Origin of the sequence: Corynebacterium marinum DSM 44953 (assembly GCF_000835165.1) — a bacterium.
GTDB classification, from domain to species: Bacteria; Actinomycetota; Actinomycetes; order Mycobacteriales; family Mycobacteriaceae; genus Corynebacterium; species Corynebacterium marinum.
This window is the reverse complement of record NZ_CP007790.1, coordinates 1,584,959-1,611,656: the sequence shown is the minus strand read 5'-3', so window position 1 is coordinate 1,611,656 and position 26,698 is coordinate 1,584,959. Positions and strand designations below refer to the sequence as shown.

Sequence of the window (26,698 nt, the reverse complement as noted above, 5' to 3'; positions counted from 1 at the left end):
GCGGGTCATGTTGAAGCTGGGGGGTGAGATGTTCGGCGGAGGCAACGTCGGCATCGACCCGGATGTGGTCGAGAACGTGGCCCGCCAGATCGCGGAGGTCGCCCGCACGGGCGCAGAGATCGCCGTGGTCATCGGCGGCGGCAACTTCTTCCGCGGCGCCGAGCTTCAGCAGCGCGGCATGGACCGGGCGCGCTCCGACTACATGGGCATGCTCGGCACGGTGATGAACTGCCTGGCGCTCCAGGACTTCCTCCAGCAGGAGGGCATCGACTGCCGCGTCCAGACCGCCATCAACATGGCGCAGGTCGCGGAGCCGTACCTTCCGCTGCGCGCCGTCCGCCACCTGGAGAAGGGCCGCGTGGTCATCTTCGGCGCCGGCATGGGCATGCCCTACTTCTCCACCGACACCACCGCCGCCCAGCGTGCCCTGGAGATCGGCTGCGACGTGCTGTTCCTGGCCAAGGGAGTCGACGGCGTGTACTCCGACGACCCCCGCACCAACCCCGAGGCCGAGCTGTACGGGGAGATCACCCCGCGCGAGGTCATCGAGAAGGGCCTGAAGGTCGCCGACGCGACCGCCTTCTCCCTCTGCATGGACAACGACATGCCGATCCTGGTGTTCAACCTGCTCACCGAAGGCAACATCGCGCGTGCGGTCGCCGGCGAGCAGATCGGCACGTTGGTCAAGTCCTAGGGCCACGGCGCGGGCCAACTCCCCGGTCAGATCCCGGGGAGACCGTCCCCGCCCTGGTAGATTGATCCAGGATCAGCCCTGCGCACAATCCCCGCACGCGTCACAGAGCACACACGACAGAAAAGGAAACGCCCCATGATCGACGAGATCCTCCTCGAGTCCGAGGAGCGCATGTCCAACTCGGTTGAGCACACCCGCGAGGACCTGACCACGATCCGCACGGGACGCGCCAACCCGGCCATGTTCAACGGTGTCGTCGCCGACTACTACGGCGTGCCCACCCCGATCACCCAGATGGCGACCATTTCGGTGCCGGAGCCGCGGATGCTCATCATCAGGCCCTACGAGATGAACGTGATGAACGACATCGAGAACGCCATCCGCAACTCGGACCTGGGCGTCAACCCGACCAACGACGGCCACGTGCTGCGCGTGACCATCCCGCAGCTGACCGAGGAGCGTCGCCGCGACATGGTCAAGGTGGCCAAGGGCAAGGGCGAGGACGGCAAGATCGCCATCCGCAACATCCGCCGTAAGGGCATGGAACAGCTGAAGAAGCTGCAGAAGGACGGCGACGCCGGCGAGGACGAGGTCCAGACCGCGGAGAAGGAGCTGGATAAGATCACCCAGGGCTACGTCTCCCAGGTCGACGAGCTGGTCACCCGCAAGGAAGCGGAGCTGCTGGAGGTCTAGACCACCCGCGCTTCTCGACGTCCCCCTTTTCCACCCCATCCCAGGAGGCTCCAGGTGAGCGAAGCACGACGCCTAGCTCCGGCGGGCCATCTGCCGAAACCGAAGAACAACCCCGGCCGGAACCTCCCGGTGGCCATCGCCGTCGGCGCCTTCCTCGGGGCACTGGTGCTGCTGGCGGTGTGGATAGGCCCGGCGGGCTGGTACCCGCTGGTGGCTGCGGCGGTGGGGGTGGCCACCTGGGAAGTCGTCTCCCGGCTGCGGGAGCACACCTACCAGATCCCGCTGGTCCCGATGATTGTGCTCGGACAGCTCATGGTGTGGATGTCCTGGCCCTTCGACACGAGAGGGCTGGTGGCCGCGTACGTCACGGCGGTGCTGGTGGTGATGTTCGGCCGGCTCTTCTACCACGGCCGCACGACGCCGCCCCAGAACTACCTGCGCGACACGTCGATGGCGATCTTCGTCCTCACGTGGATCCCGATGTTCGCTTCATTCGCGGCGATGCTCTCCCTCATCTCCTCCGACGGTGTGCCCGGCGGTCTCTACATCATCACGTTCATGTTGTGCGTGGTCGCGTCCGACACCGGCGGCTTCATCGCCGGGGTGATGTTCGGGTCCCACCCCATGGCCCCGGCGGTGAGCCCGAAGAAGTCCTGGGAGGGCTTCGCGGGTTCCGTCGTCGGCGGTTCCGTCACCGGCGCGCTGACGGTGTCGATGCTGTTGCAGCACGAGTGGTGGGTGGGTGCGGTCATGGGGGTCGGCCTGGTCATCTGCGCGACCCTCGGGGACCTGGTGGAGTCCCAGTTCAAACGGGAGCTGGGCATCAAGGACATGTCGACCATTCTGCCGGCGCACGGCGGTCTCATGGACCGGCTGGACGGCATGCTGCCGTCCGCGATGGTGACCTGGCTGGTCCTGAGCCTCCTGGGGGGCTAGCGCTTCCGGGTCTTCTTCACCTGCCGGCGCAGCTCCAGCATCCGGACGGCGCCGACCAGCGCCATGATCAGCGCGCCGGTGATGGCGGCGAAGAGGAAGCCGACGCCGATCGGGAACTGGAAGGTCCAGGCGAACAGGTTGAGCTGCACCTGCTGCTGGTTCTGCAGGATGAACACGAGCAGGCCGATGAGCAGCAGCGCGCCGATGATCAGCGCGGCCCAGGTGCCGCCGGCCACGGAACCGCGGACCTTCGGTTTCTCCGCTTTAGTCCGCTGTCCGGCATCGTGCTCCGGTTCTGCCACGGTCGCCGGGAGGTTGGCGGTCCCGCCTTCTTCGGCGTAGATGTCGCGGTTCTCATCGAGGTGGGCGGTCGGCGGTTCGTTGCGGACCGAGGGGTCGGTGTCGTAGACGGGGTCTTCCCCGTGCGGGGCATTAGAACGTGTCATACCACTATTCAACGCTGTAGGTGCGAGGTCCGCCACGTGCCGGGCGGGCGCATGGGTGATCGATTGGGTGATACCACCCCCGACATGCAAGGATGGTGATCATTATGGCCGAACCTGTGACCCTCCAGTTCTCCGCCCCGAAGAAGGGCATGCCGCCCACCCACTTCGCGGACCTCACCCCCGAGGAACGCGTCGAGCGCATCACCGCGCTCGGCCTGCCGAAATTCCGCGCCGACCAGATCGCCCGCCACTACTACGGGCGCTTCGAAGCCGACCCCTCCACCATGACCGACCTGCCTGCGGACGCCCGAGAGACGGTGGCGAAGGAACTCTTCCCCACGCTGCTGTCCCCGGTGCGCAGCATCCGGACCGACAACGGAGACACCACCAAGTCGCTGTGGCGCCTCAACGACGGCACCCTGCTCGAGTCCGTGCTCATGCGTTACCCGGACCGGGCGACCCTGTGCATCTCCTCCCAGGCCGGCTGCGGCATGGCCTGCCCGTTCTGCGCCACCGGCCAGGCCGGGCTGGACCGCAACCTCTCCGCCTCGGAGATCGTCGACCAGGTGCGCGCCGCTGCCGCGGAGATGGAGTCTGAGGGCTCCCGCCTGAGCAACATCGTGTTCATGGGCATGGGCGAGCCGTTGGCCAACTACAAGCGGGTCGTCTCCGCCGTCCGGCAGATCACCCAGCCCTCCCCGCAGGGCTTCGGCATCTCGCAGCGCAACGTCACCGTGTCCACGGTCGGCCTCGCCCCGGCGATCCGGAAGCTGGCGGACGAGAACATGAGCGTTCGCCTGGCCGTCTCCCTGCACACCCCGGATGATGAGCTGCGCGACACCCTGGTGCCCATCAACAACCGGTTCTCGGTGCAGGAGGTGCTCGACGCGGCGAGCTACTACGCGGAGAAGTCCGGCCGACGCGTCTCCATCGAGTACGCGCTGATCCGGGACATCAACGACCAGGACTGGCGCGCCGACCTGCTGGGCAAGAAGCTGCACAAGGCGCTCGGCCCCAAGGTGCACGTCAACCTCATCCCGCTCAACCCCACCCCGGGTTCGAAGTGGGACGCCTCCCCGAAGGACCGCCAGGAGTCCTTCGTCCGCCGCGTCATCGCCCAGGGCGTGCCCTGCACGGTGCGCGACACCCGCGGCCAGGAGATCGCCGCCGCCTGCGGCCAGCTCGCCGCCGAGGAGAGGTAGCACGGCGCATCCCCGGTAGCTTGGGGAACATGAATGTTCCCCATCTGCCGCCGCTGGTTCCCGATCCGGAGACCCAGGCCCTCGCCGTCCGCGACCTGACGAAGGTCTTCGGGGAGCAACGGGCCATCGACAAGCTGTCCCTCGACATCCCGCGCGGATCGATCTACGGCGTGGTCGGCCCGAACGGCGCGGGAAAAACCACCATGATCACGGTGGCGGCCGGTCTGGCCCGGCCCACCGAGGGGCGCGCCTGGATCGCGGGCCACGACGTGTGGGCCGATCCGCTGGCCGCCAAACGCGCGATGGGCCTCCTCGTCGACGGGGTACCCGTCTTCGACCGCCTCTCGGGGCGGGAGTACCTCTCCTATCTCGGCGGTTTGCGCGGCCTCGAGCCCGCCGACGTGGCTGCCCGGTCGACGGAGCTTCTCGACGCCCTCGGCCTCGCCGACGCCGGAGCCAAGTACATCGTCGACTATTCGGCGGGCATGACCAAGAAGATCCTGCTGGCGGGCGCGTTGCTGCACAACCCCGAGATCCTCATCCTGGATGAGCCGCTCGAGGCGGTCGATCCGGTGTCCGGCCGGCTCATCCAGCACATCCTGCGGGACTTCGCCGCCCGCGGCGGCACAGTGGTGCTCTCCTCGCACGTCATGGAGCTGGTGGAGGGGCTGTGCGACCACGTCGCCATCATCGACCAGGGGCGCGTGCTCACCGCGGGCCACGTCGACGAGGTGCGCCAGGGGGAGTCGCTGGTGGACACGTTCGTCGGTTTCGTCGGCGGGGGAGAACTCGCGGAGGGCGCGTTCGGCTGGTTGCGCAGGGAGGCCGGCCATGAGTGAGACCACCCGGCTGCTTCTCCGGCTGCAGCGCACGCTCTGGGTCCGGACGATGAAGGGCAACTCCGCCGCCTGGACCATGATCGCCCTCATCGGGCTGTACACCATCCTCGGCATGGTCAGCCTCGCGGCGACGGTGTGGCTGCTCGAGCCGGCCGACCGGTGGTGGGGGATCGTCGCGGTGGTGGGGATCGGCACCCTGTCCTACCTGGCGGTGTCCGTGGTCATCCCCTCCGGCGAGGCGTTGCTGCGCGCCGGCGACTTCGCCTCCCTGCCGCTGACCGCCCGGCAGCTGCTGCCGGCGATGGCCTGGTCGACGCTGCTCACCAGCCGCGGGGTCACGGCCGTGACGGCTACTGCGTTGACCACGGTGTTCACGGTCGTCCTCCTCGTCGACGCCGGCCAGCCCGCGGCCGCCGCGCTGACCGTGCCCGTCATGGCGGCGGCGTTGGCGCTGACCCTGTTGCTGGGGGAGGTGGCGCTCGGCGTGAGTTCCGGCTCTGGCCGGGTGTCCTCCGAACGCAGCGCGGTGATCAGCGGCGTGCTGGTGATGGTGATGATCTTCGGCTTCAACCTGCTCATGTCCTACGGTGTGGAGAATATCCCGCTGGACCGAATCGGCCGGATCCTCGGCTGGACTCCTGTCGGCGCGGCCCCCGCGATGGTGGCCGCGTTCATCGACGCCGACTACCTCCGCGCCCTCGCCCACGCGGGTATCGCCGCGGCGACGCTCGTCCTGGGCGCCCGGTGGTGGCTGGGCACCGTGGCCCGGCGTCTGGCCGCCCCGTTGGACGCCGTCCGGCGGGACCCGGCGGGGGAGAAGGGGAGCGGTGCGGAAGCCGCGGAAGCCGCCGTGCTGCTGCGCGGCCTCCCGTACACCCCGGCCGCTGTGATCTACTCCCGGGCGGTCCGGTATTTCCGCCGCGACCCGCGGATGCTGGGCAGCCTGGTCACGTACCCGGTGATCGCGGTGGTCCTGCTGGCCCAGGGAATCCTGGTCGATGATTCCGTGCTGCTGGTGGGCATGGTCGTCCTCGCGCTGATCTCCGGCTCACTGGCCGTCAACGACTTCGGCTACGACGGGCCGCCGCTCTGGTTGCACATCGTCTCCGGGGTGCCCGCCCGCACGGTTCTCGTCGCCCGGCACCTCGCCTCGCTGACCCCCATGATCGTGCTGCTGGTGCTTTTCGACGCCGCCGCCGTCCTCCTCGCCGACAACCGCGGCGCCGCGCTGCTCGTCGCCGCCGGATCCGTCGGCGTGGTCGTCTCCGTCGCGGCGCTGGCGCTGGTTCTGACCGCGTACAACCCTTTCCCCACCTCCCGGCCGGGGACCAGCCCCTGGTCCGACAAGGCGGGCTTCTCCGGCGCGGCCTTCGTGGCGGCCTTCGCGTCCCTCCTGCTGGGCTGGATCCCCTCCGCCCCGGGTGGCGCGCTCCTCGCCTTCGGCTACGCCACCGACCGCACCGGGCTGATGCTGCTCGGGTTGGCGGTGTCCCTGGCCATCCCCGGTGCCCTCTACTGGCTCGGCCTGCGCCTGAGTGCCCGGCGGGCGGAAGAGCGGATGCCGGAGATCTACGCCCGCGTCCACCACTGGGTGAACTGAGGCCGCGGGGGACGCAAAAACCGCCCTCCCCGAGGGGGGAGGGCGGTTTCTCGGCCGGTAGCCGCTAGTGCTTGGAGTGCTTCGCGTGCTTGGCGTCCAGCTCGCGCAGGTGCTGCACGCGGGCCGGGTCAATGTTCATGGAGCGCAGCTGCGAGTCGCTGAGGCCGGAGTACGCGCCGGACAGGGTCTTCTGGTCGTAGGCCCACTCCGGCTCCTTGTGGCCGACCGGCTGGTTGCGGGCGGACAGGGTGCGGACCTGGTTGAGCTTCGGCTCGAACAGGTGGATGACCAGGCCGATAGCGACCAGCGCGGCGAGGACGAGCAGCCAGATGGTCTCGACCTGACCCTCGTGGTTGCCGAAGTTCAGACCCAGCAGGATCAGCACAGACACCCAGCCCGAGACCTGGACGGTCGTGCGGGACAGCTCGCTCCAGCCGTGTGCGGCGGACGGCACGTCAAGGGTGGAGGTTCCGTTGTGAACCTCAGGCACGATCTCGTGGGAAGCAGCCACGTTCTTCTCCTTCTCATGAACGCGCCACACCCGTGGTCGGGCGCAGAGCACGTTGCAGCGTCTTTTACTTGCTCACATCTTTGCACATCCCCGCCCCCGTCGCGACCGAATACCCCCGCGAAACGCCGGGTGACAGAATGGGTCCGTGACTGACTCCTCCGTTTCCCCCCGGCGTATTCTCCTTCTCGGTTCGACAGGATCGATCGGTACTCAGGCCATCGAGGTGGTGCTGGACAACCCCGACCTCTTCGAGGTGGTCGGAATCGCGGCCGGCGGCTCGTCCCCGGACCTCGTCGTCGCCCAGGCGCGGCAGCTGGGCCTGGCCCCGGGCAGGGTGGCCGTGGCCGATGAGCAGGCCGCGTACACCGTGGGCCGGGAGCTGGGCGGCGCGGTCATCGCCGGCCCGGACGCCGCGGAGCGGCTGGTCCGCGAGGTCGAGGCCGACACCGTGCTCAACGCGCTGGTGGGTTCCCTCGGGCTGGCCGCCACGCTGGCCACGATCGAACTCGGAGCAATCCTGGCGCTCGCGAACAAGGAGTCCCTGGTCGCGGGCGGCGACCTGGTCATGGCGGCCGCCGCCCCGGGGCAGATCGTCCCGGTGGACTCCGAGCATTCCGCGATGGCCCAGTGCCTGCGGTCCGGCACGGAACGCGAGGTGGACCGGCTGGTCCTGACCGCCAGCGGCGGCCCCTTCCGCGGGCGCAACCGCGGGCAGATGTGGGACGCCACGCCGGAACAGGCCGCCGCGCACCCGACCTGGTCGATGGGGCAGATGAACACCCTCAACTCGGCGACGCTGATCAACAAGGGGCTGGAGCTCATCGAGGCGACCCTGCTGTTCGGCATCCCGGCCGAACGCATCGACGTCACCGTCCATCCCCAGTCCATCATCCACTCCATGGTCACCTTCACCGACGGGGCGACCATCGCGCAGGCCTCGCCGCCGTCGATGAAGCTGCCGATCGCCCTGGCCATGCACTGGCCGCACCGGGTCCCGGCGGCGCAGCCCGCCCTCGATTTCACCCGCGCCCACGACTGGCGTTTCGAACCGCTCGACGACGCCGCCTTCCCCGCGGTCCAGCTCGCCCGGGACGTCGCCACGCGGCGCGGCACCTTCCCGGCGGTGTACAACGCCGCCAACGAGGAAGCCGCGGCGGCCTTCCTGCAGGGGAGGATCAGGTTCCCGCAGATCGTCGACGTCGTCGCCGAGGTTGTCTCGGGGGCGGGCCAGTTCGCTGGTGTACCGTCTAGCGTCGACGACATCCTGACGGTCGAGAGGGAGGCCCGGATGCGGGCGAACGCGATCGTCGACAAGCTCTAGAGGAGATCAGTGGGCGCCTACCTGCTCGGCGTGGCCCTGTTCGCCCTCGGCATCGCGGTGACCATCGCGCTGCACGAGGCGGGCCACATGTTCACCGCCCGCGCCTTCGGCATGCGGGTCCGCCGCTATTTCATCGGCTTCGGGCCGACCGTGTGGTCGGTCCGGCGGGGGCACACCACCTACGGCCTGGCCGCCCTGCCCTTCGGCGGGTTCTGCGACATCGCGGGCATGACCGCGCAGGATCCGGTGACCGCGGAGGAGGCTCCGCACGCCATGGTGAACAAGCCGTGGTGGCAGCGGGTCATCGTCCTCTCCAGCGGCGTGATCACCAACGTCCTGGTGGGCGTCATCATCCTCTACTGCGTGGCGGTGAGCAGCGGCCTGCCCAACCCGAATCCGGACGTTACCCCGACGGTCGGCGAGGTCGTCTGCGTCTCCGACCAGATCGATGCGCAGACCCTGGCGGAGTGCACCGGCACCGGTCCGGCCGGTGAGGCCGGCGTCCTGGTCGGGGACCGCATCCTCGCGATCGACGGGGATGAGATGGCGGACTTCCGCCAGGTCCGCGACACTGTGCTCACCCGCCCGGGCGAGGACGTCGTGCTCACCGTCGACCGTGGCGGCCGCATCCTGGATCTCGCCGTGCAGGTCGAGTCGGTGACCCGCCTGGACCCGCAGGGCGCGCCCTACGAGGCCGGCGCCGTGGGCCTGAGCAGCGCGCCGATCCCCGACGCGGTGAAGACCTACGGCCCCCTGCAGGCGGTGCCCGCCACCTTCGCCTTCACCGGGCAGCTCCTCCAGGGCACGGTGGAGGGCCTGGCGGCCTTCCCCACCAAGATCCCGGGGGTCGTGGCCGCCATCTTCGGCGCGGAACGCGACGTCGAGGGGCCGATGAGCGTCGTCGGCGCCTCCCGGGTGGGCGGCGAACTGGTGGAACGTTCGCTGTGGAACGTGTTCTGGATGATGCTGGCGTCGCTGAACTTCTTCCTCGCCCTGTTCAACCTCGTCCCCCTCCCGCCGCTGGACGGCGGCCACATCGCGGTGGTGCTCTGGGAAAAGGTCCGCGACTTCTTCCGCCGCCTGCGCGGCCTCGCCCCCGCGGGGCCCGCGAACTACGAGAAGCTCCTGCCGCTGACCTACGCCATGGCGGCCACCCTGCTGACGATCGGGCTCGTGGTCATCGTCGCTGACGTGGTGAATCCCGTCAGATTGTTCGGCTAGAGTAGTGTCATCCCTTTTACACGATCGCCTGAGGAGAATTACTGACGTGTCGACCTCCATCGGACTTGGAATACCGGCCACCCCGCCGCCCATCCTGGCGCCGCGCCGGAAAACCCGCCAGCTGATGGTCGGCAACGTCGGCGTCGGATCGGACCACCCGATCTCGGTACAGTCGATGACCACCACCAGGACCCACGACATCAACGCCACCCTCCAGCAGATCGCGCAGCTGACCGCGTCGGGCTGCGACATCGTGCGCGTCGCCTGCCCGAAGACGATCGACGCGGAGGCGCTGCCGATCATCGCCAAGAAGTCCCCGATCCCCGTCATCGCGGACATCCACTTCCAGCCGAAGTACATCTTCGCCGCCATCGACGCCGGTTGCGCCGCCGTGCGCGTCAACCCCGGCAACATCAAGGAGTTCGACGGCCGCGTCAAGGAAGTCGCCAAGGCGGCCGGGGACGCGGGCATCCCGATCCGCATCGGCGTCAACGGCGGTTCCCTGGACAAGCGCATCATGGACAAGTACGGCAAGGCCACCCCCGAGGCCCTCGTCGAGTCCGCGCTGTGGGAGGCCGGGCTCTTCGAGGAGTACGGCTTCGGCGACATCAAGATCTCCGTCAAGCACTCCGACCCGGTCATCATGGTCGAGGCCTACCGCCAGCTCGCCGAGCAGAGCGACTACCCCCTGCACCTCGGCGTGACCGAGGCGGGCCCCATGTTCCAGGGCACCATCAAGTCCTCCGTCGCCTTCGGCGCGCTCCTGTCCCAGGGCATCGGCGACACCATCCGCGTGTCCCTGTCGGCCGACCCGGTCGAGGAGATCAAGGTCGGCGATCAGATCCTGCAGTCGCTCAACCTGCGTCCCCGCAAGCTCGAGATCGTGTCCTGCCCGTCCTGCGGCCGCGCGCAGGTCGACGTGTACAAACTCGCCGAGGAGGTCACCGCCGGCCTGGAGGGGATGGAGTTCCCGCTGCGCGTGGCCGTCATGGGCTGCGTCGTCAACGGTCCGGGCGAGGCCCGCGACGCTGACATCGGCGTCGCCTCCGGCAACGGTAAGGGCCAGATCTTCGTCAAGGGCGAGGTGATCAAGACCGTGCCCGAGTCCAAGATCGTCGAGACCCTCATCGAGGAGGCCCTGCGCCTCGCCGAGGAGCAGGGACTCGAGGAGATTGAGGGCACGAAGGCGGAAATCAAGGTCACCCACTAGACCCCCGGTCCCCGGCGGAGGGCGGCGGGCGCGCCTGGGCGTCGATAAGCGGACGCCCTGTTAACCTGCCTGCATGACCGGGACCGCAAGAGCTCTGGCGGGCGCGTTGACGGCGCTGGCCGCCGTTTTCACGCTCGCCTCCTGCACCCCGAAGCCGGTGGACGCCTCGCCCGCGGCCGAGGACTTCCTCGAGGCCCTGGCGACGCGCGACGCGTCGACGATCGCGTCGCTCATCGACGTCCCCGCCGCCGCCCAGCCCGTCATAGACGCCACCTGGGACGGCCTGCAGGCGGAGTCCCTCGACGCCAGGCTCGGGGAGGTCGACGTGCGGGAGAACGGCAACGTCGCCACCGCGCACTACACGCTCGACTGGCGGCTGCCGCGCGAGCGCACCCTCTCCTACGAGACCGCCCTCACGCTGACCAAGACGGACGAGGACTGGACCGTCCGCTGGCAGCCCACGCTGCTCCACCCGCGCCTGGGTTCCAACCAGCACCTGGAACTGCACCCGGTGACCGCGGACCGGGCGAGCGTGGTCAGCTCGGACGGGGTGGAGATCCTCCAGCCCGGCACCATGTGGCGCATCCTCGTCGACACCGACGAGGTCGGGGACGTGCGCCCCGTGGCCGCCGACATCGCCGCGGCAGTCAACGCCGCCCACGGCCGGGATGAGACAGTCGCGCGTATCGACGCCGCCGCCCTCGCCGAGCAGCTCGACCGCGCCTCCGGCGTCTACTCCGTCGCCATGATCAACCATCTCGAGGGTCCCGTCGTGGCCGGGGAGCTCGCCGACGTGCCCGGGGTCATCGTCAACGACGAGGCCGCCATGGTGAACATGGACCCCTCCTTTGCGCCGGACATCATGGCGCGCGTGTCCACCATCGTCGCCGAGGACATCGACGGCGCCAACGGCTGGCGGGTCACGGCGGTCAACGAGCACGGCGCCCCCATCGACGACGTGGAGTACCATCCGGCTCAGCCCGCCCCGGCCATCCGCATCGGGCTGGACCACGACATCCAGCAGGCCGCCCAGCAGGCGGTGGACCTCCGGCCGGAGTCACAGGCGATGATCGTGGCGGTCCGCCCCTCCACCGGCCAGGTGCTCGCCGTCGCGCAGACGAAGGCCGCCGACGAGAAAGGCGACGTCGCGCTGTCCGGCCTCTATCCGCCCGGTTCGGTGTTCAAGATCATCACCGCCGCCGCCGGACTGGAGGAGCAGGGCCTGGACACCGGCTCGATCGTGCCCTGCCCGGGGTCGATGAACATCTACGGCCGCATCGTCAACAACTACAACCAGTTCTCCCTGGGCAACGTCCCCCTGGAACGCGCCTTCGCCTCCTCGTGCAACACCACCTTCGCGGACATCTCCACCAACCTGGCGCCGGGGGAGCTCGCCGACACCGCCAAGCAGTTCGGCCTGGGCGTCGACTTCCAGATCCCGGGGCTGCACACCGTCACCGGCACCGTCCCCGAGGGCGAGACCCCGCTCGACCGCACCGAGGCCGGCTACGGCCAGGGCCTCGACCTGGCCAGCCCGTTTGGGCTGGCGCTCGTCGCCGCTACCGCCGCCCGCGGCGAAACTCCCGTCCCCGTGCTCATCGAGGGCCACGCCACCACCGTCAGCGAAGAGGTCCCCGCCCCGGACCCCGCGACCGTGGATCAGATCCGGCAGATGATGCGCTCCGTGGTCACCTCCGGCACCGCCCGGGGCATGCAGGCCTCCGGCGAGCTCTACGGCAAGACCGGCGAAGCGGAGATCAACGAGGGTTCCCACGCGTGGTTCGCGGGTTTCCGCGACGACGACATCGCGTTCGCCACCCTGGTGGTCCTCGGCGGGGGTTCCGAGGCCGCGACCGCCATCACCGACCACATGTTCGTCACGCTGGACCAGATGCGCGCCTCCCGCGTGCCCGGTGCGGTTCCGGAGCCCGCCGCCTGAAGGACTACCATGTCAGGCATGTCGAATCGTTCCCTTCTTGTCCCCGGTAAACCCACTCCCATCCGCACCGTCCCGGACCACATCGAGCGCCCCGAGTACGTGTGGAAGGACGAGGTCCGGGAGAACATCGGCGAGGCGTTCATCCAGCCCCCCGAGGTGATCGAGGCGATGCGCGAGGCGTCGAAGATCGCCGCCAACGCGCTCAAGGAGGTGGGCAAGGCCGTCGCCCCGGGCGTGACCACCGACGAACTCGACCGCATCGCCCACGAGTACATGGTTGACCACGGCGCCTACCCCTCCACCCTGGGCTACCGGGGCTACACCAAGTCCTCCTGCACCTCGCTCAACGAGATCGTGTGCCACGGCATCCCCGACACCACCGTCATGCAGGACGGCGACATCGTCAACGTCGACGTCACCGCCTTCAAGAACGGCGTGCACGGCGACACCAACGCGACCTTCCTGGTCGGCGACGTCTCCGAGGAGCACCGCCTGCTCGTCGAGCGCACCCACGAGGCTCTGATGCGCGGCATCAGGGCGGCGAAGCCGGGCCGCGAGATCAACGTCATCGGCCGGGTCATCGAGTCCTACGCCAACCGCTTCGGTTACAACGTCGTCCGCGACTTCACCGGCCACGGCGTGGGCCCCACCTTCCACAACGGCCTGGTGGTGCTCCACTACGACTCCACCACCTACCGCGACATCCTGGAGCCGGGTATGACGCTGACCATCGAACCGATGATCAACCTCGGCAGCCTCGACTACACCATCTGGGACGACGACTGGACCGTGCAGAACACCGACGGCAGATTCACCGCCCAGTTCGAGCACACCATCGTGATCACCGAGGACGGCAACGAGATCCTCACCCTGCCCGACGAGGACTAAGCTCCGCCGGCGCCGGGCGGGGGAGAGGCGGAGGGGCTAGAACTCCAGGCCCAGCAGCGCGTTCTCCGTCACCTCGGGCAGCGCCGGGTGGATCCAGTACTGCTTGGTGGCCACCTCGCGGACGTCGAGGTCGAAGGCCATGACCGTGATCATCTGCTGGACGAGGGTGGAGGCCTGAGGGCCGAGGAAGTGGGCGCCGAGCAGTTTGCCCGTGTCCTTGTCGGCGATGAGCTTGGCGATGCCGGTGGTGTCCTCCAGCGCCCAGCCGTAGGCGACGTCGCCGTACTTCTGGATCTTCACCGAGATGTTGTGCCCGGCCCGGCGGGCCTCCCGCTCGGTGAAGCCGACGGTGGCGATCTGCGGGTTGGTGAACACAGCGGAGGGCACGTTCTCGTGCGGCATCTTCTGCAGGTCGTCCGGGTGGAGCAGGTTGTGGCGGACGGCCCGCATCTCGGCGTTGGCCACGTGCTTGAGCATGTAGGGCGAGGACACGTCGCCCAGCGCCCACACGCCCTCGGCGGAGGTGGAACGGCCGTACTCGTCGACGCTGACGCGGCCGTCGTCGGTCATCTCCACTCCGCCGAGGTCCAGGTCCAACTGGTCGCCGTTCCGGGTGCGGCCGGTGGCGACGAGCATGACGTCAGCGGTGACGGTGCCGCCGTCGTCGAGGGTGACGGTGATGCCGCGGCTGTCCTGGACGGCGTCGGCGACGGTGCGGCCGACGCGGACGTCGTAACGTTTCGCGGCGAGTTCGTTGATGCGGGAGCCGAGGTCGGCGTCGAGACGCCGCAGGAGGCCGGAACGGCTGACGATGTGGACCTTGGTGCCGAGCGCGTCGAAGACGTGCGCGAACTCCATGGCGATGAAACCGCCGCCGACGATGATGATCGACTGGGGCTGCTGCGGCAGGCGCATGATGTCGTCGTTGGTGTGGAAGTGCACGCCGGATTCGGCGATGGACTCGGGGACCATGGGGCGGGAACCGGCGGCGATGATGACACGGTCGCCGGAGATGGTCATCTCCTCCTCGCCCTGGCCGGTGCGCAGCGTGCGCTCGCCGACGAAGCGGGCGTGCCGGTCGTAGACGTCGATGTTCGGGGTCTCCGGGCCGCGGCGGTAGGCCTCGCCGCCCTCCGCGATGAGGTCGATGCGCTCGTCGAACACGCGGGAGACGATTCCGGGCCAGTCGATGTGGTACACCTGCGAGCTCAGCCCCAGCTTGCCGGACTCCCGGGCGGCCAGCGCGGTGTCGGCGGCGTGGACGAACATCTTCGTCGGGATGCAGCCCACGTTCAGGCAGGTGCCGCCGAAGGTGCCCTTCTCCACGATGGCGATCGAGAGGTCGTCGAACTCCGGCCCGGGAATCGAGTTGCCCGAACCGGTGCCGATGATGATGAGGTCATAGTGCTTGTCGACCTTCAGGTCAGCAGTCATGGGGGAGGAGCTCCTTGAATCAACGGGGGATGGTCGGACGCCCGAGTCTACCTGCGCCCCAACCACCGCAGCGCCGTAGCCAGCGCCTCCTCCCGCGGCCCGGTCTGCGACAGGAACACGTCGTGCATCGCCCCCTCGACGGGGTGCACCGTCACGTCCCTGCCGAGCAGCGGGGCCCACCGCTGGATCTGCGCGACATCCAGCACGGTGTCCACTCCGGCGGACTCCGCCGAGTACGGCTTGCCCAGCCGGGACTCCGCCGAGCACACCGTGAGCACCGGGACGCCCACGTCGACCTTGCCCCGTTGAATCCGGGCCTGGGCGCGCAGCACCTCCCGCAGCCAGCCCAGGTACTTCCGGTGGCCCCGCACCGGCTTGAAGTTCACGTCGAAGTCCCACTCGCCGTGGTGGTCCCGGTGGATCGACATCCCGTAGGAGCCCAGGTTGCCGCCGGGCACCTCCAGGCCGGGCATCAGCCGGCCGAGCACCCCGACCACCGGCCGGCCCAGCGCGACCGCCGCCCGCGGGTACATCATGTCCAGCCACGGCGAGTTGAGGATGATGCCGCCCAGTTTCGCATGCCGGGCTGAGTCGTTGCGCGCCAGATGCGCGGCCCACAACGGCACGATCATCCCGGCCGTGGAGTGGGCGATCGGGGTGACGTCGGGGTGCCCGGCCGTGATGATGTCCAGCGCGGCCGTCAACTCGGGGAAGTAGTGCCGGAAGTCCCCGCTGTAGTGCCAGCGCTGCCCCTCCCGGCAGGACCGGCCGCACTTGCGCAGGTCAAGGGCGTAGAACGCGTAACCCGCCTCGTCCATCGCGCGGGCCACGTGCTCGTGGAAGAAGTAGTCCGTCATCCCGTGCACCCACAGGACGGCGCGTGTCGACGCCGCCGGATCCCCGAACCGCACCAGGGTGGCGACGACGTCACCCTCCCCCTCGGGGTCGGGGCCCAGATTGATGTCGCAGGCCTGGAAGTCGGGGCCGAGAACGTCCTCGTGCCAGCCGGAGATGTCAGCAACTGTCATGCCCACCACTCTAGGTCGGGTTCGGGGGCACCGGCCGGGGGGACGTTGAGGTGTTGGGAAGTTCACTAAATGCCCACCTTCTACCCACCCGCCACAAACCTAGGGCGTAAGGTATCTGGGTACCGGACATGGGGAGCGGAATCCTGCCGAGGACGGAGCCGAGGCCGGATAGGCCGTACCCCCGATTGTCCTGCCCGCCGGGAAGAGTGCCGCCACCCGGCGAGGGCCACAACCTTCGACGATGAATGAGGTAATTCAAGGTGTCCACTGACAAGAAGAACGCTGCCGTGATCGCTGACGAGGTCGATGTCGCCCTCGTCGGCGCGGGTGTCATGAGCGCCACGCTGGGCGCCATGATCCGCGAGCTGGAGCCGAGCTGGTCCCAGATGATCTTCGAGCGCCTCGACGGACCCGCCCAGGAGTCCACTTCCCCGTGGAACAACGCCGGAACCGGACACTCCGCTCTCTGCGAGCTGAACTACACCCCGGAGAAGAACGGCCGCATCGACGTCTCCAAGGCGATCGACATCAACGAGAAGTTCCAGGTCTCACGCCAGTTCTGGTCCCACCAGGTCGACAACGGCGTGCTCGCCGACCCGGGCGACTGGGTCCAGCCGGTCCCGCACCTCGCCTTCGCCCAGGGCCACGACCAGGTCGACTACCTGCGCCGCCGCCACGAGGCGCTGAAGGACAACATCCTCTTCCCGGGCATGGAGTTCGTCGACGACGACGCCAAGTTCGCCGAGCGTCTGCCCGTCATGGCCGAGGGCCGCGACTTCGACGCGGAGAAGGTCGCCTACGCGGGCACAGACCTGGGCACCGACGTCAACTTCGGTGCGCTGACAAGGCAGTTCCTGACCGCGGCGGAGGCCTCCGGCACGGAGATCCGCTACGGCCACGAGGTCAAGAACCTCAAGAAGGACGGCAAGCACTGGAAGGTCACCGTCAAGAACGTCCACACCGGCGACACCTCCGTGATCCGGGCCAAGTTCGTCTTCGTCGGTGCCGGCGGCTACGCCCTCGACCTGCTGCGCAAGGCGGGCGTCCCCGAGGTCAACGGCTACGCCGGCTTCCCGGTCTCCGGCATGTGGCTGCGCTCCACCAACCCGGAGCTCATCGAGAAGCACTCCGCCAAGGTCTACGGCAAGGCGAAGGTCGGCGCCCCGCCGATGTCCGTTCCGCACCTGGACACCCGGGTCATCGACGGCGAGAAGGGCCTGCTGTTCGGCCCCTACGGCGGTTGGACCCCCAAGTTCCTCAAGGAGGGTTCCTACCTCGACCTGTTCAAGTCGATCCGCCCGGACAACATCCCCTCCTACCTGGGTGTCGCGGTGCAGGAGTTCGCACTGACCAAGTACCTGATCTCCGAGGTGGCGAAGGACTTCGAGAAGCGTCTCGTCGACCTGCGCGACTACGTCCCCTCCGCCAAGGCCGAGGACTGGGAGACTGTCGTCGCCGGTCAGCGCGTCCAGGTGATCAAGCCGACCGCCGCCCCGCGCTTCGGCTCCCTGGAGTTCGGCACCACCCTGATCAACGGCAGCGACGGTTCCATCGCCGGTCTGCTCGGCGCCTCCCCGGGAGCCTCCATCGCCCCGGCCGCCATGCTGGAGCTGCTGGAGCGTTGCTTCGGTGAGCGGATGATCGAGTGGGGTCCGAAGATCTACGAGATGATCCCGTCCTACGGCGTCAAGCTGGGCGACGACAAGAAGATGTTCGACGAGCTGTGGGATTACTCCCAGAAGACCCTGAAGCTGGCCCGCTAGCATCATTTCCGGGGTGCGCCCCTTCCGCTTTCCGGCGGAGGGGGCGTTTTCTGCTCTCAGCCCTCGGCGATGTCGCGGCTGCGGAAACCGACCAGGCCGATCACCAGGAAGCTCACGGCGAGGATCGTCATGAGAATCAGGGGGAGGGGATCCACCTCCGTCCCGGGCACGGCGGGTGTGTGCCAGACCGGCGTGGTGCTGCGCGCCCAGTCGGGGAGTCGGAGCAGCTCGCCCAGGAAGAGGACGAGAATGCTCCACGCCAGATAGAACCAGGTGAGTGCGGTGAGCCTGGGAAACAGTCCGAACACCAGCACCGCCAGCGTGCCGTAGAGCAGGACCGCGGGCAGGTAGGCGAACGACGCCGCCGTCATGTCGCCGATCCACCTGGTGTCCCCTGAGCCGACGGCGATCCCGATTCCGAGCCCGAAGCCGAGGAGGATCAGCACGGCAATCGCCTGCGCCGCCACGACGGCGAACCAGACCGCCAGGAAACTCGACCGGGAGCTGCCGCCGATGAGCATGGATGTCAGTCGACCCCCGCGTTCCTCCGCGCGCAGGTGGAGGAACGCGGAGACCAGGAGAAGCGCGGGGCCGAGACTGAGGTAGGACAGGAGCATGGCGCCGAAGGAACTGGTCAGATCCGTCAGGTCGAGACTGACCCAGTCGTCGATCGCCGGCATGACGTCCACCACGCCCTCCAGTTCGTCGGCCAGGGTGCCGAAGACCACGGCGAAGGCGAACAGGCCCACCGCCCAGATGAGGAACGTCGGGTTCTCCAGCCGCCAGGCCAGTCCAGCGGGGGAGAGCAGGCGTGACGACGCCCGTCCGGGGCCCGGGCGGCCGTGCCCCAGACCCGCCCCGAGGTCCCGGCGCCCCACCAGCCAGAAGGCCAGGGTGACCAGCACAATGACGGTGACGGCGGACAGCGCCAGCGGCCACCAGCGCAGGTCGGCGTAGAGGCGGGTCTGCTGGGCCCAGGCCAGCGGGGAGAACCAGGAGAGCCAGGACCCCTGGTAGTCGATGACGTCACCGGCGGCTCGTATGAGGAAGGCCACGACGATGGCGGCGATCCCCAGCCCGGAGGCCGCGCGTGCGTTGTCGCTCAACTGCGCCGCCACAGCCGCGGCGGCGCCGAAGACCATGCCGGTCAGCGCCGTGGCGAGCCCGAAGGCCAGCGAATCGGCGACCCGCATGCCCGTTATCAGTAGCCCGGCAGAGACGGCGGCACCCATCGCGAGGGTGGCCAGCGCGACGAGGATCATCGACGCCGTCGGTGCCGCCATGCGCCCGACCGGCAGGGCGCGGAGCATCTCGAGCCGGCCGGTCTCCTCGTCGGTTCGGGTGTGCCGGACCATGAAGAGCACACCCATGACCGCGGCGACGATGAGCGTCCATAGGGAGAGCTCGCTGGCGACCATCAGCCCCATCGTGTAATTGTCGAGCCCGAACACGGGCCCGGACATCATCACCGCCGCCGGGTTGGCGCCGAGGACCCCCCGGGCCTGCAGGCTCAGGGGGTCGGAGAAGCTCGTCTGCAGCGCGTCCACACTGGCCCACACCACGACGAACATCGACAGGACCCAGACGGGCAGCCGGAACCGGTCCAGGCGCAGGTACAGGCGCAGGAGGCGGCCTGTTCCGGTGAACTGCGTGGTCATCGCCGCGCCCCCTCACCGGTGCCGTAGTGGCGGAGGAAGAGATCCTCCAGGGACGGGGGAGTGATCGTCAGGTTCTGCACCCCCATGTCGGGCAGCACGCGCAGGACGTCGTCGAGGTTGTGGTCCTCCACCTGGAAGCGGAACTTTCCCCCGTCCACCGCGAGATCGTGGACCCCCGGGACGGACGCCAGACCCTGGGCGTCGGCGGCGACGGTGCCGGCGACCGCCGAACGGGTGAGGTGGCGCAGCTCGGACATCGTCCCGTGCTCGACGTCCCGGCCGGCCCGGATGATCGTGACGGAATCGCACAACTTCTCCACCTCGCCGAGGATGTGGCTCGACAGCAGCACGGTCCGGCCCTCGTCCCGGCGCGCCCTGATCTCCTCGGTGAACAGCGACTCCATCAACGGGTCGAGGCCGGCGGTCGGTTCGTCGAGCAGGTAGAGATCGACGTCGAGGGAGAGCGCGGCGATGAGCGCGACCTTCTGCCGGTTTCCCTTGGAGTAGGTCCGGGACTTCTTCCGCGGGTCGAGTTCGAAGCGTTCGATGAGGTCGTCCCGGCGCCGGCGCAGGGCGTCGGAGCTCTGGTGGCGGGTGAGCAGGTCGATGGCCTCTCCGCCGGTGAGGTTCGGCCACAGGCTGGTGTCACCGCCGACGTAGGCGAGGCGGTGATGCAGTTCCACCGAATCCCGCCACGGGTCCATTCCCAGAACCTGCGCCGAGCCCGCGGTGGCGCGGAGGACGCCGAGCAGCACCCGGATGGCGGTGGATTTGCCGGAACCGTTGGGGCCGAGGAATCCGCGGACCTCTCCGGCCGGCACCGAGATGTTGAAGTCGTCCAGGGCCCGGGTCGATCCGAAGGTCTTGGACAGGTTGACCATGGTGATGGCGGTGTCACTCATTGTGTCTCCTGCAGCTGGCGGTTGACGCACGGTAGCCGTGTCCACCAGTGTATTGCCGGGAGCGGTGCGGACCGTGGAAAATCCGTGGATCTTGCGCCGGGCGGGGCGTAATGTGAGGTCTGTCACTGACGCTGCGTCACGGAAAGAGGAACGCATGCCCACGATCATCCCGCACATCTGGATCGACCGCGTCGCCGACGACGCCGCGGATTTCTACGTTTCCGCGCTGCCCGACACCGCGGTCGTGGACCGGCAGACCTACCCGGCCGAGGGGCTCCTGGATTTCCAGCGGGAGTTCGCCGGACGCACGCTGGCGGTGGAACTCGATGTCTCCGGCTACCGCATGGCGCTGATCAACGCGGGCGACGAATTCGCGCCCACCCCCGCCATCAGCTTCTTCCTCAACTTCGACCCCTCCGAACGCGCTGACGCCCGGGGGGATCTCACCCGCTGCTGGGAGCGGCTCGTCGACGGCGGGACCGTGCTCATGGAGTTGGGGGGCTACCCCTTCAGCCCGCACTACGGCTGGTTGATGGACCGCTACGGAGTGAGCTGGCAGCTCATGCTCACCAACCCGGAGGGTGAACCCCGGCCGTTCGTCATCCCGGACCTCATGTTCTGCGGCCCCGCGCAGAACATGGCGCGGGAGGCGGTCGACTTCTACCTGTCGGTGTTCCCGGACGCGGAGCTGGGCAGCCGGGTCCACTACGACGAGGCTCAGGGGCCGGTGACCGCGGAGTCGGTGATCTTCTCGGACTTCCAGATCCGTGGTGAGTGGCTCTCCGCCATGGATTCGGCCGTGGCGCAGTCCTTCACGTTCTCGCCCGGGATCTCCCTCATGTTCCGGGCCCGCGGCCAGGCGGAGATCGACCGGGTCTGGGAGGCGCTGTCGGCGGTGCCGGAGGCCGAGCAGTGCGGCTGGCTGGTCGACCGCTACGGGGTCAGCTGGCAGATCGTCCCCGACAACCTCGGCGAACTCCTGGAACGGCCCGGCGCCTACGGCAGGTTCATGGGGATGAAGAAGATCGTCGTCGACGAACTGTGACCTGCTAGGTGCCGCAGAAGGTGCGGAACATCTCGTCGAAACCCTCCGGGGCAGGTCTCCGCAGCTCGGGGCCGTGGTCCGTGTATGGATCGGTGACCGCGGCCAGCAACTGCAGGTAGGGCACCAGGTCGCCGGCCTCGGCGTCGGTGAGCGCGGCCTGGAGCAGGTGGTTGCGCGGGATGTACCGCGGATGGAGGCGGTCCAGGGCGGCGGTGTCCGGGGACAGGGCCTGCCAGTCTGCGACCCATTCCCGGCCGACGACCTCGGCCAGCGCGGTGGGGGAGTCGGCGAGCAGGCGGTGGGTGGAAGTCAGGTCCGGGGCGCGTTCCTCGAGGAGTTCCAGCCAGCGGCGGCCGAGGTCGGCGTCGGAAGTCCCCAACGCGCGGGCCAGCTCGCGTTCCTGCGCCTTCTCCCACACCCCGGGGAAGTCGTCCATGGCGGCCTGCGCCTTCTCGACGGCCGCGTTCTCGTCGGCGTCGAAAAGCGGGACCATCGCCTCGGCGAGGCGGGCGAGGTTCCAGCCGAGGATGGCGGGCTGGTTGCGGAAGGCGTAGCGGCCGTGGGTGTCGATGGAGCTGAAGAACGTCGCAGGGTCGAAGCGGTCGAGGAAGGCGCAGGGGCCGTAGTCGATGGTCTCGCCGGACAGGGTGGTGTTGTCGGTGTTCATCACCCCGTGGATGAATCCGAGCCGCATCCACTTCGCGATGGTCTCCGCCTGCGCGTGCATCACCGCGCGGAAGAACGCCTCGTGGGTGTCCAGGGCGGGGTGGTGGCGTTCCCGGGCATAGGTGCACAGCCGGTCGACGAGGTCCTCGTCGCCGATGAGGCGCGCGTACTGGACGGTGCCGATACGCAGGTGGCTGGCGGCCGTGCGCACGAGCGCCGCGCCGGGGACCACGCCGCCGCGCTGAATCTTCCGGCCGGTGGACACCACGGCGAGGGCGCGGGTGGTGGGCACGCCCAGCGCGTGCATCGCCTCGGAGACGAGGTACTCGCGGAGCATGGGTCCCAGTGCGCCGCGGCCGTCGCCGCCCCGGGAGAAGGCGGTGGGGCCGGTGCCCTTCGTGTGGAGATCGCGGACCCGGCCCGCCGTGTCGGTGAGCTCGCCGAGCAGCAGCGCACGGCCGTCGCCGAGGCGGGGCGAGAGCTGCCCGAACTGGTGCCCGGCGTAGCCCATGGCCACGGTCCGGCCGCCTCCCCGGCCCAGGAGGAAGGTCACGCCCTCGGGGCTGCGCAGCCACCCCGGGTCGAGTCCGAGCTCCCGGGCGAGGGTTTCATTCAGCAGGATCAGACGCGGATCGGGCTGGGGTTCTCCGCGGGCGGCGTGGACAAGCTCGGGAAATGCGTCGGCGAAGCGGTGGTCCAGGTGCGGTGCGCTCATGCCTCCAGGTTAGTGACGTGGACCCTGGGAGTCAGCCCCCTACACTTATCTGCCATGACTGCAGCATCTCCCGCCACCGGTTCCGTCACCCTCGTCGGCGGAGGTCCGGGCGCCTGGGACCTCATGACCATCCGGGGGCAGCGCGCCCTCGAGCGCGCCGACGTGATCCTCACCGACCACCTCGGTCCGGCGCATGAGCTGGGCCAGCTCTGCGACACCGCGTCGAAGGAGATCATCGACGTGTCCAAGTTGCCCTACGGCCGGCAGGTCGCGCAGGAGAAGACCAACGAGCTCATCGTCTCCCACGCGTCGGCCGGGCGGAACGTGGTGCGGCTCAAGGGCGGCGACCCCTATGTCTTCGGCCGCGGTTTCGAGGAGCTGACCGTCTGCCGCGAGCACGGCATCCCGTGCGAGGTCGTGCCGGGCGTGACGTCGGCGGTGTCCGTGCCGGCGGCCGCGGGGATTCCGGTCACCCAGCGGGGGATGGTCCACTCCTTCACCGTCGTGTCTGGGCATCTCCCGCCGGGGCACCGCAATTCCCTGGTCAACTGGCGGGCGGTCGCCGAGTCCGGGGGCACGATCTGTGTGATCATGGGCGTGAAGAACGCGCCCGTCATCGCGGCCGAGCTGCTGGAGGTCCTGCCCGCCGATACGCCGGCGGCGGTCATCCAGGAGGGCACGACCGACGCCCAGCGCGCGGTGCGCTGCACCCTGGGGACGTTGGGCGCGATCATGGTGGAGCACGGCATCGGCGCTCCCGCGGTCTACGTCATCGGACAGGTCGCCGGCCTCTGAGCCGCTCGGATGTACCCCCTGGGGTATATGTTGCTATGGTTGTTGACGCATAATCAATAATCGTTTTCAAGAAGCGGAGAAGTCCATGACCAACACCACCCGGCCGGCTGTGGCGTCCGGCCCGAAAGCGGTGATCCCGCCCATCATTCTCGGGGTCCTCGCACTGGTCTCGGCCGTCGAGCCGCTCTCGATCAACATGTACCTCTCGGGCCTGCCCGCACTCGGCCGCGATCTCGACCTCAGCCAGGCCGGCGCGCAGCTCACCCTCACCTTCTTCCTCGCCGGTATGGCCATCGGCCAGCTGGTCACCGGCCCGCTCTCCGACGCCCGCGGCCGCCGCGGCCTCTTCCTCGCCGGTGTCGTGCTGCTCGTCCTCGCCACCGCCGCCAGCGCTCTGGCCACCCACGCCTGGATACTGTTCGCCTCCCGCTTCGTCATGGGACTGGCCGGCGGCACCGCCGTCGTGCTCGCCCGCGCCGTCGCCGGCGACCTGGCCAAGGGGCCCGAGCTGGCCCGCGTCTTCTCCCTGCTCATGCTGCTCGGCGGACTGGCCCCGGTCATCGGTCCCGTCCTCGGCGGCCTCATCGTCGACGGCGTCGGCTGGCGCGGCGTGTTCTGGGTCCTGGCCGGCCTCAACCTCCTCATGGCGGCGGCCGTGTGGCGCTTCATCCCGGAGACCCTGCCCGCTGGGAACCGCTCCACCGGCGGCCTGCGCCCCCTGCTCGCGGCGATGGGCGGCCTCCTGCGCGACCGCGCCTACGTCGGCTTCACCCTCGGCTTCATCTTCAGCTTCTCCACGATGTTCGCCTACGTCTCCGCCTCGCCCTTCATCCTCCAGGAGTACTACGGCTTCACCCCGGTGCAGTTCTCCGTCATCTTCGCCGTGAACACCACCGGCATGTTCCTCGTGGCACTGACCAACGCGCGGCTGGTCCGCCGGGTCGGCCCTCTGCCGCTGGCCAAGATCGGCAACGCGGTGCTGCTGGCGGCAGTGGTCTACCTGGTCGTCGCGGCGCTTCTCGACGCCTCCCGGTGGTTCATCCTCGCCGGACTCTTCGTCGTCGTCGCGTCGATGGGCGTGAACTTCGCCAACAACTCCGCGCTCGCGATCTCCCGGGCAGGCAAGGTCACCGGCTCCGCCTCGGCATTCATGGGCTCGGGCCAGTTCATCATGGCCGGACTGCTCTCCCCGCTGGTGGGGCTGGCGGCCGCGGCGGGCATGTCCCAGCCGGTGGCCATGACCGTGGTCATGCTCGTCACCGCCGTCATCGCGGCGGCCGGCGTATGGGGTGGGGCCCGGGTGCTGGGGCGGGAATGACGGCGCTCCGTCTAACTGATCCGCGTCCGACGCCCCTGTGAGCGCACGTGCTCGGCGATGTAGGGGAGAGTGAAGGAGACCCGACCCCAGGCGGGCGCCTCGATGAGGCCACGGTCCATCAGTTTTCCGCGGGTGTCGGTCGCCTGGTTCGGTTTCTTGCCTACCGCCTCGGCGACCTCGGTCGAGGAGACGGTGTTCCGGCCGGGTTCCGTCAGATCGGCCATGGCGCGCAGGTAGGCGAGCTGGGCGGAGGGAACTCCCTTGAGTGAGGGGGCGTGGACCTGGGCGCCCATGGTCTCGATCGCCTCTTCGGCGATGGCGGCGACGTCATCCTGCGTGATCGCGTCCTCGGTGTGGTCCCACGCCAGGTAGCCCACCAGCTGCACCAGGTAGGGGTAGCCCCGGGCGAGCTGCACTGCCGAACGGGCGGAGGAGTCGTCGAAAGGTCGGCCGGAGTCCGCTGCGGTGGTGGTGAGGGTGGCCAGGGCGTCGGCGTCCGTGAGGGGGCCGAGCTCGAAACGGCGTGCCCGGCGCAGGAACGTGGTGCCGGGCAGGTCCAGCAGGCGGTTGATGCCGTGGGTGAGCCCGGCCATGACCAGGGCGACCTGCCGGTCGTCGCGGATGAGGTCCTGGTAGGTGGTGGCCAGCTGGCTCAGCGCCTCCGGGTCGGCGTCCTGGACCTCGTCGACGGTGATGAGCACACCCGTGCCGCGCAGGAGGCCCAGCAGCTCGCGGAGCCGGGAGTTGAGGGTGGGGGTGGGGGAGGGGACGTCGAGAAGTTCGGTGTCCACGCGACCCAGGCCGCCGACGGTGACGGCCGTGATGGTGCGGGTGGCCGGCGGGGAGAGCTCACGGATGCGGGTCGGGATCGTCGAGTCCACCAGGGTGGCGATGTTCTCGAGCTCGGTAAGCAGGACCGTTTTGCCGATGCCGCGGGCCCCGTCGGTGATGAGACTGCGGTTCGGGTTGCCGGGGTTGTCCTCGACGGCGTCTGTGAAGCGGTCGAGGATCAGCGTCCGACCGGCCCAGAAGTACGGCGAGGCGCCGAAGGTGGGGCGGAACGGGTCACGTCTGCTCATGCCCGACGGCCTACCTCGCCGCGGACGTTGATAAATTGATAATTTCTGTCGCTCACACCACCAGCGTCAGCGCGGTCCCCGAATCCTGCTCCACGGTCAGCCCGGCGTCCGTGGCGATCGCCGCCACCCCCGCCGCATCCTCCGCGGCCACCGGCGAGAGCGCCAGCACCCGGGCCAGGTGCCCCTTGTACTGCTTGTTGAAGTGGCTGACCACCTTCCGGGAACCGTCGGGCCGCACGGACTCCACCCGCACGGTCACCGCCGAGGCGACCCTGCCCAGCTGCTGGTAGGCGCCGGAACGCAGGTCCACGATCAGTCCGTCCACAGACGACAACGCCTCCGTCACCGATGTTCCCCACCGGGCCTTCATCGTCGGTGCCGAGCCGTCGGCGGCGGGCAGCTTCGTGCCGCCCGAGAGCCGGTAGCGGGGGATCGGGTCCAGCGCCCGGACGACACCGAACAGGGCGGAACCGACGGCGAGGCGGGACAACGCGGAGTCGGGGAGGGAGGGGGCGTCGAGGGCGTCGAAAAGCACGCCGGTGTAGCGGCGGATGGCGGGCATCGTCGGCGCCGCGAACAGCTCGCGGTTGGCTTCTGCCTCGGCGCGCAGCTTCTCCGAGATCCCCAGCACGCCGAGCGCCTCGTCCGCCGGCAGCGCCGCCAGGTCGGCCGCCAATTTCTCCCGCACGGAAGTGAGTCCGGGAAAGGAGAGTTCCCCCAGGTCAAGCGCGGGGCCGTCGCCGCCGGGGGCCTTGGTTTCGGAAGGCGGGAGCACGATCATCATGCTTTGGAGAG

At 69.1% G+C, this 26,698-nt stretch carries 24 protein-coding genes; 15 read left to right on the top strand and 9 right to left on the bottom strand.

Features of this window, described 5'->3' with window-relative positions; translation table 11 throughout:
- The first annotated feature begins 7 nt into the window (after positions 1 to 7).
- The 3 genes from pyrH to B840_RS07705 all read left to right on the top strand — a co-directional run bounded on the left by pyrH (position 8) and on the right by B840_RS07705 (position 2,323).
- Positions 8 to 694, top strand: coding sequence for a UMP kinase (gene pyrH, locus B840_RS07715; RefSeq protein WP_042622618.1), 687 nt, complete (start codon positions 8 to 10; stop codon positions 692 to 694).
- A 135-nt stretch (positions 695 to 829) separates the two neighbouring features.
- Positions 830 to 1,387: a ribosome recycling factor gene (gene frr / locus B840_RS07710; protein WP_042621668.1), complete on the top strand. Its 558-nt coding sequence runs from the start codon at positions 830 to 832 to the stop codon at positions 1,385 to 1,387.
- 54 nt (positions 1,388 to 1,441) lie between these two features.
- A complete protein-coding gene (locus tag B840_RS07705; protein ID WP_084602867.1) occupies positions 1,442 to 2,323 on the top strand; it encodes a phosphatidate cytidylyltransferase in 882 nt (293 codons plus the stop codon).
- Here B840_RS07705 and B840_RS07700 read toward each other — a convergent pair.
- A complete protein-coding gene (locus B840_RS07700) occupies positions 2,320 to 2,769 on the bottom strand; it encodes a LapA family protein (protein ID WP_084602865.1) in 450 nt (149 codons plus the stop codon). The two genes, B840_RS07705 and B840_RS07700, sit on opposite strands and share 4 nt — an antisense overlap.
- 104 nt (positions 2,770 to 2,873) lie before the next feature.
- On the opposite strand from B840_RS07700, the gene rlmN reads away from it, so the two are divergent.
- Genes rlmN through B840_RS07685 form a run of 3 tightly spaced genes read left to right on the top strand, consistent with a single transcriptional unit; the run spans position 2,874 to position 6,410 of the window.
- Positions 2,874 to 3,971 carry a dual-specificity RNA methyltransferase RlmN gene (rlmN, locus tag B840_RS07695; protein ID WP_042621667.1) on the top strand — a complete coding sequence of 366 codons (1,098 nt, stop codon included), beginning with the start codon at positions 2,874 to 2,876 and terminating at the stop codon, positions 3,969 to 3,971.
- A 29-nt stretch (positions 3,972 to 4,000) separates the two neighbouring features.
- Positions 4,001 to 4,810: an ABC transporter ATP-binding protein gene (locus B840_RS07690; protein ID WP_042621666.1), complete on the top strand. Its 810-nt coding sequence runs from the start codon at positions 4,001 to 4,003 to the stop codon at positions 4,808 to 4,810.
- Positions 4,803 to 6,410, top strand: a complete 1,608-nt coding sequence (locus B840_RS07685; protein ID WP_042621665.1) for a hypothetical protein — start codon at positions 4,803 to 4,805, stop codon at positions 6,408 to 6,410. The genes B840_RS07690 and B840_RS07685 overlap by 8 nt, the downstream gene beginning before the upstream one ends.
- Positions 6,411 to 6,474: 64 nt before the next feature.
- Here the strand turns inward: B840_RS07685 and B840_RS07680 are convergent, their stop codons facing one another.
- Positions 6,475 to 6,921 (bottom strand): DUF2631 domain-containing protein, encoded by a 447-nt coding sequence (locus B840_RS07680; protein ID WP_042621664.1) that lies wholly within the window; start codon positions 6,919 to 6,921, stop codon positions 6,475 to 6,477.
- Positions 6,922 to 7,066: 145 nt separating this feature from the next.
- Between B840_RS07680 and dxr the strand changes: the two genes are divergently transcribed.
- The 5 genes from dxr to map all read left to right on the top strand — a co-directional run bounded on the left by dxr (position 7,067) and on the right by map (position 13,500).
- Entirely contained in the window at positions 7,067 to 8,242 is a 1,176-nt protein-coding gene (gene dxr / locus B840_RS07675; RefSeq protein ID WP_042621663.1) for a 1-deoxy-D-xylulose-5-phosphate reductoisomerase, read from the top strand.
- A 9-nt stretch (positions 8,243 to 8,251) separates the two neighbouring features.
- Positions 8,252 to 9,463 (top strand): M50 family metallopeptidase, encoded by a 1,212-nt coding sequence (locus tag B840_RS07670; protein ID WP_042621662.1) that lies wholly within the window; start codon positions 8,252 to 8,254, stop codon positions 9,461 to 9,463.
- Between the two features lie 46 nt (positions 9,464 to 9,509).
- The gene (gene ispG, locus B840_RS07665) at positions 9,510 to 10,673 is read left to right on the top strand and encodes a flavodoxin-dependent (E)-4-hydroxy-3-methylbut-2-enyl-diphosphate synthase (protein WP_042621661.1); all 1,164 of its coding nucleotides are present in this window, start codon (positions 9,510 to 9,512) and stop codon (positions 10,671 to 10,673) included.
- A 73-nt stretch (positions 10,674 to 10,746) separates the two neighbouring features.
- Positions 10,747 to 12,612: a penicillin-binding transpeptidase domain-containing protein gene (locus B840_RS07660; protein ID WP_042621660.1), complete on the top strand. Its 1,866-nt coding sequence runs from the start codon at positions 10,747 to 10,749 to the stop codon at positions 12,610 to 12,612.
- Between the two features lie 18 nt (positions 12,613 to 12,630).
- Positions 12,631 to 13,500 (top strand): type I methionyl aminopeptidase, encoded by an 870-nt coding sequence (map, locus tag B840_RS07655; protein WP_042621659.1) that lies wholly within the window; start codon positions 12,631 to 12,633, stop codon positions 13,498 to 13,500.
- A 36-nt stretch (positions 13,501 to 13,536) separates the two neighbouring features.
- Here map and mtr read toward each other — a convergent pair whose 3' ends face one another.
- Complete coding sequence (gene mtr / locus B840_RS07650; protein WP_042621658.1) at positions 13,537 to 14,934, bottom strand: mycothione reductase; 1,398 nt, start codon at positions 14,932 to 14,934, stop codon at positions 13,537 to 13,539.
- A gap of 47 nt (positions 14,935 to 14,981) precedes the next feature.
- Positions 14,982 to 15,962, bottom strand: a complete 981-nt coding sequence (locus B840_RS07645) for an alpha/beta hydrolase (RefSeq protein ID WP_042621657.1) — start codon at positions 15,960 to 15,962, stop codon at positions 14,982 to 14,984.
- Between the two features lie 260 nt (positions 15,963 to 16,222).
- Between B840_RS07645 and mqo the strand changes: the two genes are divergently transcribed.
- Positions 16,223 to 17,725: a malate dehydrogenase (quinone) gene (gene mqo, locus B840_RS07640; protein ID WP_042621656.1), complete on the top strand. Its 1,503-nt coding sequence runs from the start codon at positions 16,223 to 16,225 to the stop codon at positions 17,723 to 17,725.
- 56 nt (positions 17,726 to 17,781) lie between these two features.
- On the opposite strand, the gene B840_RS07635 is transcribed toward mqo, so the two are convergent.
- Both B840_RS07635 and B840_RS07630 read right to left on the bottom strand, forming a co-directional pair.
- Complete coding sequence (locus tag B840_RS07635; protein WP_042621655.1) at positions 17,782 to 19,383, bottom strand: ABC transporter permease; 1,602 nt, start codon at positions 19,381 to 19,383, stop codon at positions 17,782 to 17,784.
- Positions 19,380 to 20,285, bottom strand: coding sequence for an ABC transporter ATP-binding protein (locus B840_RS07630; protein ID WP_042621654.1), 906 nt, complete (start codon positions 20,283 to 20,285; stop codon positions 19,380 to 19,382). Before B840_RS07630 ends, B840_RS07635 begins: the two co-directional genes overlap by 4 nt.
- Before the next feature lie 154 nt (positions 20,286 to 20,439).
- Here B840_RS07630 and B840_RS07625 point away from each other — a divergent pair, with 154 nt between their 5' ends.
- Positions 20,440 to 21,330, top strand: coding sequence for a VOC family protein (locus B840_RS07625; protein ID WP_042621653.1), 891 nt, complete (start codon positions 20,440 to 20,442; stop codon positions 21,328 to 21,330).
- 4 nt (positions 21,331 to 21,334) lie between these two features.
- Here B840_RS07625 and B840_RS07620 read toward each other — a convergent pair whose 3' ends face one another.
- Complete coding sequence (locus B840_RS07620) at positions 21,335 to 22,711, bottom strand: protein adenylyltransferase SelO (protein ID WP_042621652.1); 1,377 nt, start codon at positions 22,709 to 22,711, stop codon at positions 21,335 to 21,337.
- 54 nt (positions 22,712 to 22,765) lie between these two features.
- On the opposite strand from B840_RS07620, the gene cobA reads away from it, so the two are divergent.
- On the top strand, positions 22,766 to 23,506 hold the full coding sequence (cobA, locus tag B840_RS07615; RefSeq protein WP_052491128.1) for a uroporphyrinogen-III C-methyltransferase: 741 nt from the start codon (positions 22,766 to 22,768) through the stop codon (positions 23,504 to 23,506).
- Between the two features lie 85 nt (positions 23,507 to 23,591).
- Positions 23,592 to 24,824: a multidrug effflux MFS transporter gene (locus B840_RS07610; RefSeq protein ID WP_042621651.1), complete on the top strand. Its 1,233-nt coding sequence runs from the start codon at positions 23,592 to 23,594 to the stop codon at positions 24,822 to 24,824.
- A gap of 11 nt (positions 24,825 to 24,835) precedes the next feature.
- On the opposite strand, the gene B840_RS07605 is transcribed toward B840_RS07610, so the two are convergent.
- Positions 24,836 to 25,903 (bottom strand): AAA family ATPase, encoded by a 1,068-nt coding sequence (locus tag B840_RS07605; protein WP_042621650.1) that lies wholly within the window; start codon positions 25,901 to 25,903, stop codon positions 24,836 to 24,838.
- A gap of 52 nt (positions 25,904 to 25,955) precedes the next feature.
- The gene (yaaA, locus tag B840_RS07600; protein WP_042621649.1) at positions 25,956 to 26,687 is read right to left on the bottom strand and encodes a peroxide stress protein YaaA; all 732 of its coding nucleotides are present in this window, start codon (positions 26,685 to 26,687) and stop codon (positions 25,956 to 25,958) included.
- Positions 26,688 to 26,698 lie beyond the last annotated feature (11 nt).

What these genes read in the sequence shown, in the direction of transcription:
- pyrH (WP_042622618.1), top strand. Translation starts at nt 8, where the DNA reads ATGTTGAAGCTGGGGGGTGAGATGTTCGGCGGAGGCAACGTCGGCATC.
- frr (WP_042621668.1), top strand. Translation starts at nt 830, where the DNA reads ATGATCGACGAGATCCTCCTCGAGTCCGAGGAGCGCATGTCCAACTCG.
- B840_RS07700 (WP_084602865.1), bottom strand. Translation starts at nt 2,769, where the DNA reads ATGACACGTTCTAATGCCCCGCACGGGGAAGACCCCGTCTACGACACC.
- rlmN (WP_042621667.1), top strand. Translation starts at nt 2,874, where the DNA reads ATGGCCGAACCTGTGACCCTCCAGTTCTCCGCCCCGAAGAAGGGCATG.
- B840_RS07690 (WP_042621666.1), top strand. Translation starts at nt 4,001, where the DNA reads ATGAATGTTCCCCATCTGCCGCCGCTGGTTCCCGATCCGGAGACCCAG.
- B840_RS07685 (WP_042621665.1), top strand. Translation starts at nt 4,803, where the DNA reads ATGAGTGAGACCACCCGGCTGCTTCTCCGGCTGCAGCGCACGCTCTGG.
- B840_RS07660 (WP_042621660.1), top strand. Translation starts at nt 10,747, where the DNA reads ATGACCGGGACCGCAAGAGCTCTGGCGGGCGCGTTGACGGCGCTGGCC.
- map (WP_042621659.1), top strand. Translation starts at nt 12,631, where the DNA reads ATGTCGAATCGTTCCCTTCTTGTCCCCGGTAAACCCACTCCCATCCGC.
- mtr (WP_042621658.1), bottom strand. Translation starts at nt 14,934, where the DNA reads ATGACTGCTGACCTGAAGGTCGACAAGCACTATGACCTCATCATCATC.
- B840_RS07645 (WP_042621657.1), bottom strand. Translation starts at nt 15,962, where the DNA reads ATGACAGTTGCTGACATCTCCGGCTGGCACGAGGACGTTCTCGGCCCC.
- B840_RS07635 (WP_042621655.1), bottom strand. Translation starts at nt 19,383, where the DNA reads ATGACCACGCAGTTCACCGGAACAGGCCGCCTCCTGCGCCTGTACCTG.
- B840_RS07630 (WP_042621654.1), bottom strand. Translation starts at nt 20,285, where the DNA reads ATGAGTGACACCGCCATCACCATGGTCAACCTGTCCAAGACCTTCGGA.
- B840_RS07625 (WP_042621653.1), top strand. Translation starts at nt 20,440, where the DNA reads ATGCCCACGATCATCCCGCACATCTGGATCGACCGCGTCGCCGACGAC.
- B840_RS07620 (WP_042621652.1), bottom strand. Translation starts at nt 22,711, where the DNA reads ATGAGCGCACCGCACCTGGACCACCGCTTCGCCGACGCATTTCCCGAG.
- cobA (WP_052491128.1), top strand. Translation starts at nt 22,766, where the DNA reads ATGACTGCAGCATCTCCCGCCACCGGTTCCGTCACCCTCGTCGGCGGA.
- B840_RS07610 (WP_042621651.1), top strand. Translation starts at nt 23,592, where the DNA reads ATGACCAACACCACCCGGCCGGCTGTGGCGTCCGGCCCGAAAGCGGTG.
- B840_RS07605 (WP_042621650.1), bottom strand. Translation starts at nt 25,903, where the DNA reads ATGAGCAGACGTGACCCGTTCCGCCCCACCTTCGGCGCCTCGCCGTAC.
- yaaA (WP_042621649.1), bottom strand. Translation starts at nt 26,687, where the DNA reads ATGATGATCGTGCTCCCGCCTTCCGAAACCAAGGCCCCCGGCGGCGAC.